Origin of the sequence: Variovorax sp. Root434 (genome assembly GCF_001426595.1) — a bacterium.
GTDB lineage: Bacteria > Pseudomonadota > Gammaproteobacteria > Burkholderiales > Burkholderiaceae_C > Variovorax.
Genome location: NZ_LMEK01000025.1, coordinates 284,596 through 299,203, shown reverse-complemented (window position 1 = coordinate 299,203; position 14,608 = coordinate 284,596). Strand labels below are relative to the sequence as shown.

Sequence of the window (14,608 nt, the reverse complement as noted above, 5' to 3'; positions counted from 1 at the left end):
ACCGTTCTCAACAAGCAAGTCAACAGAAGGAGACATCCCATGACGATGAATCGCCGCACGCTCAACACCGCACTGGCCGCCGCCGCCCTCGGCGGGCTGCTGCCCGTTTCCGCGCTCGCGCAGAAGAAACTCGTGCTCGGCTTCGCGCAGGTGGGCGCCGAGAGCGAATGGCGCACCGCCAACACCGAGTCGATCAAGTCGTCCGCGAAGGACGCCGGCATCGAACTCAAGTTCTCCGATGCGCAGCAGAAGCAGGAAAACCAGATCAAGGCCATCCGCTCGTACATCGCGCAGAAGGTCGACGTGATCGCGTTCTCGCCCGTGGTCGAGTCGGGCTGGGAAACCGTGCTGCGCGAAGCCAAGGCCGCCAAGATCCCGGTGGTGCTGACCGACCGCTCCGTCAACACCAAGGACGACTCGCTCTACGTGACCTTCATGGGTTCGGACTTCACCGAGGAAGGCCGCAAGGCCGGCCGCTGGCTGGTGGAGAAGATGAAGGACCAGAAGGGCGACGTGAACATCGTCGAGCTGCAGGGCACCGTGGGTTCGGCCCCGGCCATCGACCGCAAGAAGGGCTTCGAGGAAATCATCAAGGCCGACCCGAAGTTCAAGATCATCCGCTCGCAGACCGGCGACTTCACGCGCGCCAAGGGCAAGGAGGTGATGGAAGCCTTCCTGAAGGCCGAGGGCAAGAAGATCAACGTGCTCTTCGCGCACAACGACGACATGGCCATCGGCGCGATCCAGGCCATCGAAGAGGCCGGCCTGAAGCCCGCGAAGGACATCACCATCATCTCCATCGACGGCGTGAAGGGTGCGTTCGAGGCGATGATCGCGGGCAAGCTCAACGTGTCGGTCGAATGCAGCCCGCTGCTCGGCCCGCAACTGATGAGCGCCGTGAAAGACATCAAGGCCGGCAAGACGCTGCCCAAGCGCATCGTGACCGAAGAAAGCATCTTCCCGATGGAAGTCGCTGCCAAAGAGTTTCCCAATCGCAAGTACTGAGAGCCCACACCCATGAAACGCAAATTCCTCAAAGCATCGCTCGCGGGCATCGCATTCGCCATCGTCGGCTTCACGCCGCTGGCCAATGCGCAGGACAAGGGCCTGATCGCGATCTCGATGCCCACCAAGTCGTCGGCCCGCTGGATCGCCGACGGCGCCAACATGGTCAAGTACTTCAAGGACAAGGGCTACAAGACCGACCTGCAGTACGCCGACGACGACATCCCCAACCAGCTCGCGCAGATCGAGAACATGGTGACCAAGGGCTCGAAGGTGCTGGTCATCGCGGCCATCGACGGCACCACGCTGTCCGACGTGCTGCAGAAGGCGGCCGACAAGGGCGTGAAGGTCATCGCGTACGACCGGCTCATCAAGGGCTCGAAGAACGTCGACTACTACGCCACCTTCGACAACTTCCAGGTCGGTGTGCTGCAGGCGCAGTCGATCGAGAAGGCGCTCGACCTGAAGAGCGGCAAGGGCCCGTTCAACATCGAGCTGTTCGGCGGCTCGCCCGACGACAACAACGCCTTCTTCTTCTACAACGGCGCGATGTCGGTGCTCGACCCGTACATCAAGAGCGGCAAGCTCGTGGTGCGCAGCAAGCAGATGGGCATGGACAAGGTCGGCACGCTGCGCTGGGACGGCGCGGTGGCGCAGGCGCGCATGGACAACCTGCTGTCGGCCTTCTACACCAAGGACCGCGTCGACGCGGTGCTGTCGCCGTACGACGGCCTCTCCATCGGCATCCTCTCGTCGCTCAAGGGCGTGGGCTACGGCTCGGGCTCGCAGCCGATGCCGGTGGTGTCGGGGCAGGACGCCGAGGTGCCTTCGATCAAGTCGATCCTGCGCAAGGAGCAGACCTCGACCGTGTTCAAGGACACGCGCGAGCTGGCCAAGGTGACGGTGGCCATGGCGGACGCCATGCTCTCGGGCAAGCAGCCCGAGGTGAACGACACCAAGACCTACAACAACGGCATCAAGGTCGTGCCCTCGTACCTGCTGAAGCCGGTGAGCGTGGACGCGTCGAACTGGAAGCAGGTGCTGGTCGACAGCGGCTACTACAAGGAAAGCCAAGTCAAGTGAGTCAAGGCGAACGCACGATCCTCGAAATGCGCGGGATCACCAAGACGTTTCCGGGGGTGAAAGCCCTCAGCAACGTCAACCTCGCCGTGCGCGCGGGGGAGATCCACGCGGTGGTCGGCGAGAACGGCGCGGGCAAGTCGACGCTCATGAAAGTGCTGAGCGGCGTCTACCCATGCGACTCGTACACCGGCGAGATCCATTTCGAGGGCGAGCTTCGCCGCTTCAAGGGCATCGCCGACAGCGAGAAGCTCGGGATCATCATCATCCACCAGGAGCTCGCGCTGGTGCCGCTGCTCTCGATTGCCGAGAACATCTTCCTCGGCAACGAGATTGCGAACGGCGGCGTGATCGACTGGTTCGCCGCCTATGCGAAGACGCGAGAGCTGCTTGCCAAGGTGGGCCTCAAGGAGCTGCCCACCACGCTCGTGACCGACCTCGGTGTCGGCAAGCAGCAGCTGGTGGAAATCGCCAAGGCGCTGGCCAAGGAGGTCAAGCTCCTGATCCTCGACGAGCCGACCGCGAGCCTGAACGAGAACGACAGCGATGCGTTGCTGATGCTGCTGCTGGAGCTCAAGCGCCAGGGCATCGCGTCGATCCTCATCTCGCACAAGCTCAACGAGATTTCCAAGGTGGCCGATTCGGTCACCGTGCTGCGCGACGGTGCGACGGTCGAGACCATGGACTGCCGCGGCCAGCCGATCAGCGAGGACCGCATCATCCGCGGCATGGTGGGGCGCGACATGGCGCACCGCTACCCGCAGCGCCATCCGAAGATCGGCGAGACCGTGTTCGAGGTGCGCGACTGGCGCGTGCACCATGCGCTGCACGCCGACCGCGAACAGATCAAGGGCGTGAACCTGAACGTGCGCAAGGGCGAGATCGTCGGCATCGCGGGCCTCATGGGCGCGGGGCGCACCGAGCTCGCCATGAGCGTCTTCGGCAAGTCCTACGGCCAGCGCATCAGCGGCTCCGTGCTCATGCACGGCAAGCCGGTGGACGTGGGCACGGTGCGCAAGGCCATCGACCACGGCATCGCCTACGTCACAGAGGACCGCAAGGGCCTGGGGCTGGTGCTGGAGGAAGACATCCGCAAGAACATCAGCCTGGCCAACCTCGATGCGATCGCCGATTCGTCGGTCATCGACAGCGGGCGCGAATTCAAGGTGGCCAACGAGTACCGCAAGGCACTCAACATCCGCTGCTCGGGCATTGAGCAGCTGGTGGTCAATCTGTCGGGAGGCAACCAGCAGAAGGTGGTGTTGAGCAAGTGGCTCTTCACCAAGCCGGAACTGCTGATCCTCGACGAGCCCACGCGCGGTATCGACGTGGGCGCCAAGTACGAGATCTACACCATCATCGACCAGCTTGCGAGCGAGGGCAAAGGCATTCTCATGATTTCTTCGGAACTGCCGGAATTGCTCGGCATGTGCGACCGCATCTACGTAATGAACGAGGGGCGCTTCGTCGCCGAATTTCCGGTGGCCGAGGCTTCGCAGGAACGCATCATGCATGCCATCGTGAGCTCGGGGAGTTCGATCCATGTCGCAGCCTGAAGTCAACGCGGTGAAGGCCGCCGTTCCCGCCTCCGAGGCGCCGAAGCTGCATGTCGGCTTCCTGAAGAACAACCTGCGCGAATACGGCATGCTGATCTCGCTGGTCGCGATCATGGTGCTGTTCCAGGTGCTGACCGACGGCACGCTGCTGCGGCCGCTGAACCTCACCAACCTGCTGCTGCAGAACAGCTACGTGGTCATCATGGCGCTGGGCATGCTGCTGGTGATCGTGGCGGGGCACATCGACCTGTCGGTGGGCTCGGTCTGCGGCTTCATCGGCGCGCTGGCAGCGGTGCTGATGGTCGAGTACGAATGGCACTTCGTGCCGACGGCGATCGTGAGCATCCTCGCGGGCGCGGTCATCGGCGCGGCGCAGGGCTGGTTCGTCGCGTTCCGCAAGATCCCGTCGTTCATCGTCACGCTGGCGGGCATGCTGGTGTTCAAGGGGCTCACGCTGGCGCTGCTGGCGGGGCAGTCGGTGGGCCCGTTCCCGGTGGAATTCCAGCGGCTCAGCTCGGGCTTCATTCCCGATCCGATGGGCGGCGACGCATTGCGCACCACCTCGCTGGTCGTGGGCGCGCTGGCCGCCGCGGCGCTGGTGTTCTTCAAGCTGCGCGGGCGCGCCAAGCTGGCGGCGCACGGCATGGAGCAGGAGCCCTATGCCTTCTTCCTCGTGAAGAACCTGTTCTTCGCGGCCATCATCCTGTTCTTCAGCTACCTGCTGTCGACCTACAAGGGCCTGCCCAACGTGCTGATCGTGATGGCGGTGCTGATCGTGGTGTACGACTTCGTCACCAACCGCACGACCCTCGGCCGGCGCATCTATGCACTGGGCGGCAACGAGAAGGCGGCACGACTGTCGGGCGTGAAGACGCAGCGGCTCGCCTTCCTCACCTTCGTGAACATGGGCGCGCTCGCCGCGTTGGCGGGCCTCGTGTTCGCGGCGCGGCTCAATACCGCGACGCCGAAGGCCGGCCTGGGCTTCGAGCTCGACGTGATCGCGGCCTGCTTCATCGGCGGCGCATCGGCCTCGGGCGGCGTGGGCCGCGTGATGGGCGCGGTGATCGGCGCCTTCATCATGGGCGTGATGAACAACGGCATGTCGATCCTGGGCATCGGCATCGACTACCAGCAGGTCATCAAGGGCCTGGTGCTGCTGGCCGCGGTGTTCATCGACGTCTACAACAAGAACAAGTAGCCGCGCATGACAGACGGCAGCCTCAGCCCCGTGCTCGAGCTTCGGGGCATCCACAAGCAGTTCGGCAGCATCCAGGTACTGCGCGACGTGCGGCTCAACCTGTACCCGGGCGAGATCCATGCGCTCATGGGGCAGAACGGGGCGGGCAAGTCGACGCTGATCAAGGTGCTGACGGGCGTGCTGCCGTCGAGCGGCGGCGAGATGTTCCTCGACGGCCAGCCGATCCATCCGCACTCGCCGCTCGACGCGCAGAAGCTGGGCATCAGCACGGTCTACCAGGAGGTGAACCTGTGCCCGAACCTGTCGGTGGCCGAGAACGTGTTCGCGGGGCGCTATCCGCGTTGCGGCGCGGCGCAGGGCTTTCGCATCGACTGGGCTGCGGTGAACCGCCGCGCCGAAGAGCTGCTGGGGCGCATCGGGCTCGACATCGACGTGACGCGGCTGCTGTCGAGCTACTCGGTGGCGGTGCAGCAGATGGTGGCGATCGCGCGTGCGCTGGGCGTGTCGTCGAAAGTGCTGATCCTCGACGAGCCGACATCGAGCCTGGACGACGACGAGGTGGAAAAGCTGTTCGAGGTGCTGCGGCGCCTGCGTGGCGAAGGGCTGGCCATCGTCTTCGTGACGCACTTTTTCAACCAGATGTATGCGGTGTCGGACCGCATCACGGTGCTGCGCAACGGCAGCTGGATCGGCGAGTGGCGCGCCGCAGACCTTGGACCGCAGGCGCTGATCGCAGCGATGCTCGGGCGTGAGCTGGCGGCGCAGTCGGCGCGGCCCGCTGCCTTGCCTTCGTTCGACGAGGCCGCACCCGCATTGCTGCAGACCGAAGGGTTGGGCCAGGCGGGCCAGCTGCAGGCGACGGATTTGCGCGTGCGCGCCGGCGAAGTCGTCGGCATCGCGGGCCTGCTCGGCGCGGGCCGCACGGAACTCGCGCGGCTGCTGTTCGGGCTGGAGTTGCCGGACCGCGGCGTGCTCAAGGTCGATGGCCGCACCATGAGCTTCTCGAACCCGGCCGATGCCATTCGCGAAGGCCTTGCGCTGTGTCCCGAAGAACGCAAGACCGATGGCATCGTCGCCGAGCTGTCGGTGCGCGAGAACATCGCGCTGGCGCTGCAGGCGCGCCTGGGCACGCGGCGCTTCCTGTCGCATGCCGAGCAGACCGAGATGGCCGAGCGCTTCGTGAAGTCGCTCGGCATCAAGACCGCGAGCGTCGAGACGCCCATCGGGCTGCTGTCGGGCGGCAACCAGCAGAAGGCCATGATCGCGCGCTGGCTCGCGACCGAGCCGCGCCTGCTGATCCTCGACGAGCCCACGCGCGGCATCGACGTGGCGGCCAAGCAGGAAATCATGGAAGAGATCCTGCGGCTCGCGAAGGCGGGCATGGCGGTGATCTTCATCTCGTCGGAAATGAGCGAGGTGGTGCGCGTGGCGCACCGCATCGTAGTGCTGCGGGATCGGAAGAAGGTGGGCGAGCTGCCGGGCGGCTCGACCGAGGACGAGGTCTACGAAATGATTGCCGCAGCATGAGCCACCACGATCTCTTGTCTTTCTCCCTTCCCCGCTGGGGGAGGGCAGGGGTGGGGGCTGGCGGCCTTCATCGCCGCGCAGTGTTCGAGGCCGCACGCCCCCATCCCAGCCTTCCCCCGGAAGGGGAAGGAGCAAGGCAGAACACATGACACGCCTTTCATCCTTCATGAGCCACCGCCTCGCGTGGCCTCTCGTCACGCTGCTCCTGCTGCTCGCGGTGAACATCGCCTTCAACACCAGCTTCCTGCATCTCGAATGGCGCGAAGGCCATCTCTACGGGAGCCTGATCGACATCCTGAACCGCGCGGCGCCTCTGGTGCTCGTGTCGCTAGGCATGACGCTCGTGATCGCCACGCGCGGCATCGACATCTCGGTGGGCGCGGTGGTGGCCATCGCGGCGGCGCTCGCGGCCTGGATGATCGGCGGCTCGGTGGCCAATGACGTGAGCCGCTTCCCGATGCCGCTCGCCATCCTCGCGGCCATCGGCATTGCATTGCTGTGCGGTCTGTGGAACGGACTGCTGGTCGCCAAGGTCGGCATGCAGCCGATCATCGCGACGCTGATCCTCATGGTGGCGGGGCGCGGCATCGCGCAGCTCATCGCCGACGGGCAGATCATCACGATCTACTACAAGCCCTTCTTCTTCCTCGGCAGCGGCTACCTGCTCGGGCTGCCGTTCTCGCTGTTCATCGTGGCGGCGGTGTTCGTGCTGCTGTACCTGGCAATCACGCGCACGGCGCTGGGCCTGTTCATCCAGGCAGTGGGGATCAACCCGACGGCGGCGCGCGTGGCGGGCGTGCAGGCGCGGCGGCTGATCGTCGGTGCGTATGCGTTCTGCGGTGCCTGCGCGGGTGTGGCGGGCTTGCTCATCAGCTCCAACGTGAAGAGCGCGGACGGCAACAACGCGGGGCAGCTCATCGAGCTCGACGCGATCCTGGCGGTGACGCTGGGTGGCACGGCACTGACCGGCGGGCGCTTCAGCCTGGTAGGCAGCGTGATCGGCGCGCTGATCATCCAGACACTGACCTATGCGATCTATTCGCTGGGGGTGCCGCCGGAGATCAACCTTGTCGTGAAGGCGGGCGTGGTGTTTGCCGTGATGCTGCTGCAGTCGCCGGAGTTCAGGTCGCAAGTGCGGGCGCTGGCGCAGCGGCCGGTGCATGAAGAGGGGCGGGCATGAGCGCGGTGATCGATACAAGACCCTCACCCCAGCCCTCTCCCGCAAGCGGGAGAGGGGGCAAGAGGGGAGGGCTCAATCCGAAGTACCTGCCATTGGCGGCGACGATTTCGTTGTTCGTGCTGGTGGCTACGCTGGGTTCTGTTTTCTATGACGGCTTCTTCTCGGCGCAGGTGTTCCTCAACCTGCTGATCGACAACGCCTTCCTGATCGTCGTGGCCGTGGGCATGACCTTCGTGATTCTTTCGGGTGGCATCGATTTGTCGGTGGGCTCGGTGATCGCGCTGACCACCATGGTTTCGGCCTCGCTGGTCGAGAAGCACGGCTGGAGCCCCGGCATCGTGATTCCGCTGGTGCTGGTGATGGGCACGGCTTTCGGTGCGTTCATGGGGCTGCTCATCGAGCGCTTCCGGCTGCAGCCTTTCATCGTCACGCTGGCCGGCATGTTCCTGGCGCGAGGGCTGTGCTACCTCATCAGTATCGACTCGATCAGCATCACCAACGAGTTCTACTCGGAGGTCTCGCAGATCCGCATTCCGATCTGGGGCGAGGCCTCGGTGTCGATCAGCGCGGTGATCGCCGTCGTGGTGCTGCTGGCGGCGATCTTCATCGCGCACTGCACGCCCTTCGGCCGCGCGGTGTACGCCATCGGCGGCAGCGAGAACTCGGCGATGCTGATGGGCCTGCCGGTGCGCCGCACGCTGGTCGGCGTGTACACGCTGTCGGGCTTCTGCTCGGCACTGGCGGGCGTGATCTTCACCTTCTACATGCTCTCGGGCTACGGGCTGCATGCCATCGGGCTGGAGCTCGACGCCATCGCGGCGGTGGTGATCGGCGGCACGCTGCTCACGGGCGGCGTGGGCTATGTGGCGGGCACGCTGTTCGGCGTGCTGATGCTCGGGATCATCCAGACCCTCATTTCATTCGACGGCACGCTGAGCTCGTGGTGGACCCGCATCGTGGTCGGCGCGCTGCTGTTCGTTTTCTGTTTGTTGCAACGCTTTTTCACCTCGCGCGCTCCGCGCCGCTGACTCAATGACAAAAAAACTGCGCTCGACCGAATGGTTCGGCTCCGCCGACAAGAACGGCTTCATGTACCGCAGCTGGATGAAGAACCAGGGCATCCCGGACCATGAGTTCGATGGCCGCCCGATCATCGGCATCTGCAACACCTGGTCGGAACTCACGCCGTGCAACGCGCACTTCCGCAAGATCGCCGAGCACGTGAAGCGCGGCATCTCGGAGGCGGGTGGCTTTCCGGTGGAGTTCCCGGTGTTCTCCAACGGCGAGTCGAACCTGCGGCCCACCGCGATGCTCACGCGCAACCTCGCGAGCATGGACGTTGAAGAAGCCATCCGTGGCAACCCGGTCGATGCGGTGGTGCTGCTCACGGGCTGCGACAAGACCACGCCCGCGCTGCTGATGGGCGCGGCGAGCTGCGACATCCCGGCCATCGTGGTCACCGGTGGGCCGATGCTCAACGGCAAGCTCGAAGGCAAGAACATCGGCTCGGGCACGGCCGTGTGGCAGCTGCACGAGTCGCTGAAGGCGGGCGAGATCAACCTGCACCAGTTCCTCTCGGCCGAGGGCGGCATGTCGCGCTCGGCGGGCACCTGCAACACCATGGGCACGGCCTCGACGATGGCCTGCATGGCCGAGGCGCTCGGCACCTCGCTGCCGCACAACGCAGCCATTCCGGCGGTCGATGCGCGGCGCTACGTGCTCGCGCAGATGTCGGGCATGCGCGCGGTGGAGATGGCGAAGGAGGGGCTCACGCTGTCGAAGATCCTCACGCGCGAGGCCTTCGAGAACGCCATTCGCGTGAACGCGGCCATCGGCGGTTCGACCAACGCGGTGATCCACCTGAAGGCGATCGCGGGACGCATCGGCGTCGAGCTGGAGCTGGAGGACTGGACGCGCATCGGCAGCAACACTCCGACCATCGTCGACCTGATGCCTTCGGGCCGCTTCCTGATGGAGGAGTTCTATTACGCCGGCGGCCTGCCCGCCGTGCTGCGCCGGCTCGGCGAGAACGGGCTGCTGCCGCACCCCGGCGCGCTCACCGTCAACGGCCAGTCGATCTGGGACAACGTGCGCGATGCGCCCAGCCTCGACGACGAGGTGATCCGCCCGCTCGACAAGCCGCTCATTGCCGACGGCGGCATCCGCATCCTGCGCGGCAACCTGTCGCCGCGCGGCGCGGTGCTCAAGCCCTCGGCCGCATCGCCGGAGCTGCTCAAGCATCGCGGCAGGGCCGTGGTGTTCGAGAACCTGGAGCACTACAAGGCACGCATCGTCGATGAAGACCTCGACATCGACGCCAGCTGCGTGATGGTGCTGAAGAACTGCGGCCCCAAGGGCTACCCCGGCATGGCCGAGGTCGGCAACATGGGGTTGCCGCCCAAGCTGCTGCGCCAGGGCGTGAAGGACATGGTGCGCATCTCGGACGCGCGCATGAGCGGCACGGCCTACGGCACGGTGGTGCTGCACGTCGCACCCGAGGCGGCAGACGGCGGGCCGCTGGCGGCAGTGCGCGACGGCGACTGGATCGAGCTCGACTGCGATGCGGGGCGATTGCACCTCGACATCAGCGACGAGGAACTGGCAGCGCGCCTGGCGTCGCTGTCTTCTTCGGATGCACAACCGATGAGCACGCGCGGCGGCGGCTACCAGAAGCTCTACGTCAACCATGTGCTGCAGGCCGACGAAGGCTGCGACTTCGACTTCCTCGTCGGCTGCCGCGGCTCGGCCGTGCCGCGCCATTCGCATTGAACCCACGCAAGCAACGAAACATCATGACCCCCAGATACCGCGGCATCTTCCCGGTGGTGCCCACCACCTTCACCGAACAGGGCGAGCTCGACCTGGAGAGCCAGAAGCGCTGCGTCGATTTCATGATCGACGCGGGCTCGGACGGCCTGTGCATCCTCGCCAATTTCTCGGAGCAGTTCGTGCTGTCCGACGAGGAGCGCGAGGTGCTCACGCGCACCATGCTCGAACACGTGAAGGGCCGCGTGCCGGTCATCGTGACCACCACGCACTACAGCACCAAGGTGTGCGCCGAGCGCAGCCGCCGCGCGCAGGACATGGGCGCGGCCATGCTGATGGTGATGCCGCCTTATCACGGCGCGACCTTCCGCGTGCCCGAGCCGCAGATCTTCGAGTTCTACGCGCGCCTGTCGGATGCGGTAGACATCCCGATCATGATCCAGGACGCGCCGGCCAGCGGCACGGTGCTGTCGGCGCCGTTCCTCGCGCGCATGGCGAAGGAGATCGAGCACGTCGCATATTTCAAGATCGAGACGGCCGGTGCGGCCGCCAAGCTGCGCGAGCTGATCCGACTGGGCGGCGACGCCATCGAAGGCCCGTGGGACGGCGAAGAGGCCATCACGCTGATGCCCGACCTCGACGCCGGCGCGACCGGCTCGATGACCGGCGGGGGCTATCCGGACGGCATTCGCCCGATCATCGAGGCGCACCGTTCGGGCGACCGCGACAAGGCCTTCGCGCTGTACCAGCAGTGGCTGCCGCTCATCAACTACGAGAACCGGCAGGCGGGCCTCCTGGCCTGCAAGTCGCTCATGAAGGAGGGCGGCGTGATCGCTTGCGAGGCGCCGCGGCATCCGCTGCCCGCGATGCACCCCGCGACGCGCGACGGCCTGATCGAGACGGCGAAGCGGCTCGATCCGCTGGTGCTGCGCTGGGGGAGATAGCCGGTTCGCCGTCCCGGGCGAAGTAGGGCGCGAGGATCTCGGTCAGCCAGTTCATCACGGCGAGCACGCGCGGCGCGAGGTGGCGCCGGTTGACGTACACCAGCGACACCGGCATCGCGCGGGCGGTGAACGCCGGCATCACCTGCACGAGCGAGCCGGCCGCAAAGCACGGCAGGAGGCCGCCGATCGGGGCCTGGATCAGCCCGAGGCCCGCGACCGCCGCGGCGTTGTAGGCATCGGTGCCGTTCACCGTGACGATGGAGCGCATCGGCTGCATCCGGTAGCGGCCCTGGGCCGCGTCGAAGTATTCCCAACCCGCGTCGTTCGGCGAGAGGGTTTGTGCGAAGTGCACGATGCGGTGCTGCGCGAGGTCGGCAAGCGTCTGCGGCGTGCCGTGCGCCTGCAGGTAGGCCGGGCTCGCGGCATTTGCCATCCGCATGAAACCGAGCGGCCGCGCGACGAGTTCGGAATCGCCCAGCACGCCCACGCGCAGCACGCAGTCGAAGCCTTCGTTCACGAGATCGACGCGGCGGTCGGTCGTGCTGATGCCGATCTCCAGCGCGGGGTGCTGCCCGAGGAATTCGGGCAGCCGCGGAATGACGAGGTCGCGCGCCACGGTGGCCGGCAGGTCGATGCGCAGGCGCCCCGTGAGGCCGCCAATGTTCGAGCGGAACATGGTGGCCAGCTGCTCGCCTTCGGCCAGGTAGTCCTTGCAGCGGTCGAGGAAGCGCGCGCCGTCTTCCGTGAGGCGCACGCTGCGGGTGGTGCGCTGCAGGAGCCGCGTGCCCAGGCGCTCTTCGAGCTGTTGCACGGCCACCGAGACGCGCGCGCGGGTCAGGCCGAGCTGGTCCGCGGCCCGGCTGAAGCTCGCGAGTTCGGCCACCTTCGAGAAGATGCGCAGTTCGTCGGTGATCATGGCGGCTGATTGTTTCTTTCTCGGATAACAGTGTGCGTAGTCTGGCGGAATTTATCTTTCTTCCGGTAATTTTTAAAGTCCATCCATCGATCTACCGATGAACCACCAAGGACTTTGAAATGACCGCTTCCACCACCACTCATCCCTCCCGCATCGCGCTTGTCACCGGCGGCAGCCGCGGCCTCGGCCGCAGTGCCGCGCTGGCGCTCGCCGCCGATGGCGTCGACGTGATCCTGACCTATGTGTCGAACGAAGCCAGCGCGCAGGCGGTGGTGTCGGAGATCGAGGCGAAGGGGCGCCGTGCCGTCGCGCTCCGGCTCGACGTCGGCGACAGCACGGCCTTCGCGGCGTTCGCGGACTCGGTGAAGGCGGCGCTCGCGGCCACCTGGCAGCGCGAGCGCTTCGACTTCCTGGTGAACAACGCGGGCGTGGGCCTGCACGCGAACTTCGAGGACACGACCGAAGCGCAGTTCGACATGCTCTACAACGTGCACCTCAAGGGCACGTACTTCCTCACGCAGAAGCTGCTGCCGCTGATCAACGACGGCGGGCGCATCGTCAATGTGTCGTCGGGGCTGACCCGGTTCTCGATAGCCGGTGCATCCGCCTACGCCGCGATGAAGGGCGCCGTGGAGACGCTCACGCGCTATCTCGCCAAGGAACTCGGCGCGCGCGGCATCGCGGCGAACACGATCGCACCGGGTGCGATCGAGACCGACTTCAGCGGGGGCATGGTGCGCGACAACGCGCAGGTGAACGCGATGGTCGCGGGCTTCACGGCGCTCGGACGCGCGGGCCAGCCCGACGACATCGGCGGTGCGATCGCGGGCTTGCTCGGGGAGGGGAGTCGCTGGGTGAATGCCCAGCGCATCGAGGTGTCGGGCGGGATGATGGTCTGAACACGCGGGGAGTGCCCCGCGGACTTCAGCTTTTCTCGAGTTCGGTCACTTGCAGCGACAGGTCGAACAGCTTGGACTTGCTGGCGTAGTAGCGGTCGAGCCGCCATTCCTTCAGGATGTCCATCGCGAGCTCGAAGCTCTTGTAGTCGAGGTTGTAGAGCGTGACCAGTTCGAAGCTGCGTTCGGACTCGAGAGCCAACACGAGCTGGGCCAGGATCTTGGCCGATTCGTTGGCCGGGTCCGTTTCGATGAATCGGCGAGCGACCTTGATGGCATTCATGGGAAAGGATTCCTCGGTAGGCAGGGACCGAGAACTATAGCTAGCAGGCCTGCGCCTTTTATGACAGTACTGTGACAGTAAGGGCATCGCCAGCCGCCGGCAGCGCCTGGCGATGCTTCTTCAGCGAAGACGCTCAGCGCAGTGGCGCGGGCATCGGCCGGGGCATGGGCATCGGCTCGGGCATCGGGGCCGGCCTTGGCATCGGCATCGGTTCCGGCGCCATGGCCGGTGCGGGCATCACGGTGGTGGTGACCGATTCGCGGATCACGCCCCCACCCATTACGCTGCCGTCGACGCTGGCCGTGCTGTTGCCGCTGCTGCCGAGCACGCGGGCCTCGCAGGCGCTGCGCTCGGCGGGCTGCTGCAGGCCGCAGCGGGCGAGTGCATTGGCGCGGTAATCGGGTGCGCTGGTCAGGCCCCCGCGCGCAGCTTCCAGGCGCGCGGCGCCGGCTTCGCGGATGCAGGCGGCGCGGTCCTGCTGGTTATGGCCGCACACCGCCAGTTCCTGCTGGTAGGTGCCGGAGGCTGCTGCGCCGCGCGGCGACGCGGCCGAGGCGATGCTGCCGGCTGCAAGCCCGCCGGCGGCGAGCATGGTGAAGATGATTGAGCGAGTGGTGCTTTTCATAGATGGCTCCTTGAAGCGAGCTTGAAAACCTTGGAAATGTTGGAAGCGCCCGAGGAGGGCGGGTTCCTTCAGCGTGCCGGCATGGTCTGCGGCGGCAGTGGCGTCACGGTTTCGCGGATCACGCCGCCGCCCATCACGCTGCCCTCGGTGGTGGTGCGTGCGCCGCCCTCGATGCGGGCTTCGCAGTCGGGTTGCTCGGCGGCCGGCAGTTCGCCGCAGCGGGCGAGGGCGTTGACCTGCCCCCGGGCCGGGCTCGGGCTGGTGAGGCCGCCGCGGCTGGCTTCCTGACGGGCCGCGCCGGCTTCGCGCAGGCAGGCGGCGCGGTCCTGCTGTACACCGTCGCAGGTGGCGCGTTCCTTCTGCATGCGGGCGTCCGACCCCGGCGCCTGCGCGCCGGCGGTCTGTGCGCCGAAGGCCATGAAGCCGCTGGCGGCGAGGCATGCCGCGGCGGACAGGATGGAACGAACTGCTGTTGTCATGCGGGCTCCTTGGTGAAAGGAAAGCACGCCCTCCCTGTGGTGAGGTGCGTGACAGGAGCCTCAGTCTGGCGTGGCCGGGGGCCGCGAGTCTGTGGGACAGCCGCGCCCGCCGACCGGGCCGGACGCGCCCCTGCATGTGGGACGTGTCCGGCA

General features: G+C 66.3%; 13 protein-coding genes and 1 pseudogene. 10 read left to right on the top strand and 4 right to left on the bottom strand.

Going from position 1 to position 14,608, the window contains the following annotated elements:
• Positions 1-39: 39 nt before the first annotated feature.
• The 9 genes from ASD05_RS22245 (at position 40) to ASD05_RS22205 (ending at position 11,256) form a co-directional block, all read left to right on the top strand.
• Positions 40-1,005 (top strand): ABC transporter substrate-binding protein, encoded by a 966-nt coding sequence (locus tag ASD05_RS22245; protein ID WP_056509196.1) that lies wholly within the window; start codon positions 40-42, stop codon positions 1,003-1,005.
• Positions 1,006-1,017: 12 nt separating this feature from the next.
• Positions 1,018-2,088, top strand: a complete 1,071-nt coding sequence (gene chvE, locus ASD05_RS22240; RefSeq protein WP_056597171.1) for a multiple monosaccharide ABC transporter substrate-binding protein — start codon at positions 1,018-1,020, stop codon at positions 2,086-2,088.
• 26 nt (positions 2,089-2,114) lie between these two features.
• The gene (mmsA, locus tag ASD05_RS22235; protein ID WP_056597169.1) at positions 2,115-3,641 is read left to right on the top strand and encodes a multiple monosaccharide ABC transporter ATP-binding protein; all 1,527 of its coding nucleotides are present in this window, start codon (positions 2,115-2,117) and stop codon (positions 3,639-3,641) included.
• Positions 3,628-4,839, top strand: coding sequence for a multiple monosaccharide ABC transporter permease (mmsB, locus tag ASD05_RS22230; protein ID WP_056597168.1), 1,212 nt, complete (start codon positions 3,628-3,630; stop codon positions 4,837-4,839). Before mmsA ends, mmsB begins: the two co-directional genes overlap by 14 nt.
• Before the next feature lie 6 nt (positions 4,840-4,845).
• Complete coding sequence (locus ASD05_RS22225) at positions 4,846-6,366, top strand: sugar ABC transporter ATP-binding protein (protein WP_056597166.1); 1,521 nt, start codon at positions 4,846-4,848, stop codon at positions 6,364-6,366.
• Positions 6,367-6,511: 145 nt separating this feature from the next.
• The gene (locus tag ASD05_RS22220; RefSeq protein ID WP_056597165.1) at positions 6,512-7,546 is read left to right on the top strand and encodes an ABC transporter permease; all 1,035 of its coding nucleotides are present in this window, start codon (positions 6,512-6,514) and stop codon (positions 7,544-7,546) included.
• Positions 7,543-8,574 (top strand): galactofuranose ABC transporter, permease protein YjfF, encoded by a 1,032-nt coding sequence (gene yjfF, locus ASD05_RS22215; protein WP_056597163.1) that lies wholly within the window; start codon positions 7,543-7,545, stop codon positions 8,572-8,574. Before ASD05_RS22220 ends, yjfF begins: the two co-directional genes overlap by 4 nt.
• A 4-nt stretch (positions 8,575-8,578) precedes the next feature.
• Complete coding sequence (locus ASD05_RS22210; protein WP_056509212.1) at positions 8,579-10,315, top strand: IlvD/Edd family dehydratase; 1,737 nt, start codon at positions 8,579-8,581, stop codon at positions 10,313-10,315.
• A gap of 23 nt (positions 10,316-10,338) precedes the next feature.
• A complete protein-coding gene (locus ASD05_RS22205) occupies positions 10,339-11,256 on the top strand; it encodes a dihydrodipicolinate synthase family protein (protein WP_056597162.1) in 918 nt (305 codons plus the stop codon).
• Positions 11,257-11,272: 16 nt separating this feature from the next.
• Here the strand turns inward: ASD05_RS22205 and ASD05_RS29625 are convergent.
• A pseudogene (locus ASD05_RS29625) lies at positions 11,273-12,172 on the bottom strand (LysR family transcriptional regulator); the annotation flags it as partial.
• A 119-nt stretch (positions 12,173-12,291) separates the two neighbouring features.
• Between ASD05_RS29625 and ASD05_RS22200 the strand changes: the two are divergent.
• Complete coding sequence (locus tag ASD05_RS22200; RefSeq protein WP_056597160.1) at positions 12,292-13,071, top strand: SDR family NAD(P)-dependent oxidoreductase; 780 nt, start codon at positions 12,292-12,294, stop codon at positions 13,069-13,071.
• Positions 13,072-13,096: 25 nt separating this feature from the next.
• On the opposite strand, the gene ASD05_RS22195 is transcribed toward ASD05_RS22200, so the two are convergent.
• The 3 genes from ASD05_RS22195 to ASD05_RS22185 all read right to left on the bottom strand — a co-directional run bounded on the left by ASD05_RS22195 (position 13,097) and on the right by ASD05_RS22185 (position 14,455).
• Positions 13,097-13,351 carry a hypothetical protein gene (locus ASD05_RS22195; protein ID WP_007831762.1) on the bottom strand — a complete coding sequence of 85 codons (255 nt, stop codon included), beginning with the start codon at positions 13,349-13,351 and terminating at the stop codon, positions 13,097-13,099.
• Positions 13,352-13,484: 133 nt separating this feature from the next.
• Positions 13,485-13,976: a hypothetical protein gene (locus ASD05_RS22190; RefSeq protein ID WP_056597159.1), complete on the bottom strand. Its 492-nt coding sequence runs from the start codon at positions 13,974-13,976 to the stop codon at positions 13,485-13,487.
• A 68-nt stretch (positions 13,977-14,044) separates the two neighbouring features.
• Positions 14,045-14,455 (bottom strand): hypothetical protein, encoded by a 411-nt coding sequence (locus ASD05_RS22185; protein ID WP_056597156.1) that lies wholly within the window; start codon positions 14,453-14,455, stop codon positions 14,045-14,047.
• Positions 14,456-14,608 lie beyond the last annotated feature (153 nt).

Coding starts and splice junctions, on each gene's coding strand:
- ASD05_RS22245 (WP_056509196.1), top strand. CDS start 40: ATGACGATGAATCGCCGCACGCTCAACACCGCACTGGCCGCCGCCGCC.
- ASD05_RS22210 (WP_056509212.1), top strand. CDS start 8,579: ATGACAAAAAAACTGCGCTCGACCGAATGGTTCGGCTCCGCCGACAAG.
- mmsA (WP_056597169.1), top strand. CDS start 2,115: ATGCGCGGGATCACCAAGACGTTTCCGGGGGTGAAAGCCCTCAGCAAC.
- ASD05_RS22220 (WP_056597165.1), top strand. CDS start 6,512: ATGACACGCCTTTCATCCTTCATGAGCCACCGCCTCGCGTGGCCTCTC.
- ASD05_RS22190 (WP_056597159.1), bottom strand. CDS start 13,976: ATGAAAAGCACCACTCGCTCAATCATCTTCACCATGCTCGCCGCCGGC.
- ASD05_RS22225 (WP_056597166.1), top strand. CDS start 4,846: ATGACAGACGGCAGCCTCAGCCCCGTGCTCGAGCTTCGGGGCATCCAC.
- mmsB (WP_056597168.1), top strand. CDS start 3,628: ATGTCGCAGCCTGAAGTCAACGCGGTGAAGGCCGCCGTTCCCGCCTCC.
- ASD05_RS22205 (WP_056597162.1), top strand. CDS start 10,339: ATGACCCCCAGATACCGCGGCATCTTCCCGGTGGTGCCCACCACCTTC.
- ASD05_RS22185 (WP_056597156.1), bottom strand. CDS start 14,455: ATGACAACAGCAGTTCGTTCCATCCTGTCCGCCGCGGCATGCCTCGCC.
- ASD05_RS22195 (WP_007831762.1), bottom strand. CDS start 13,351: ATGAATGCCATCAAGGTCGCTCGCCGATTCATCGAAACGGACCCGGCC.
- ASD05_RS22200 (WP_056597160.1), top strand. CDS start 12,292: ATGACCGCTTCCACCACCACTCATCCCTCCCGCATCGCGCTTGTCACC.
- yjfF (WP_056597163.1), top strand. CDS start 7,543: ATGAGCGCGGTGATCGATACAAGACCCTCACCCCAGCCCTCTCCCGCA.
- chvE (WP_056597171.1), top strand. CDS start 1,018: ATGAAACGCAAATTCCTCAAAGCATCGCTCGCGGGCATCGCATTCGCC.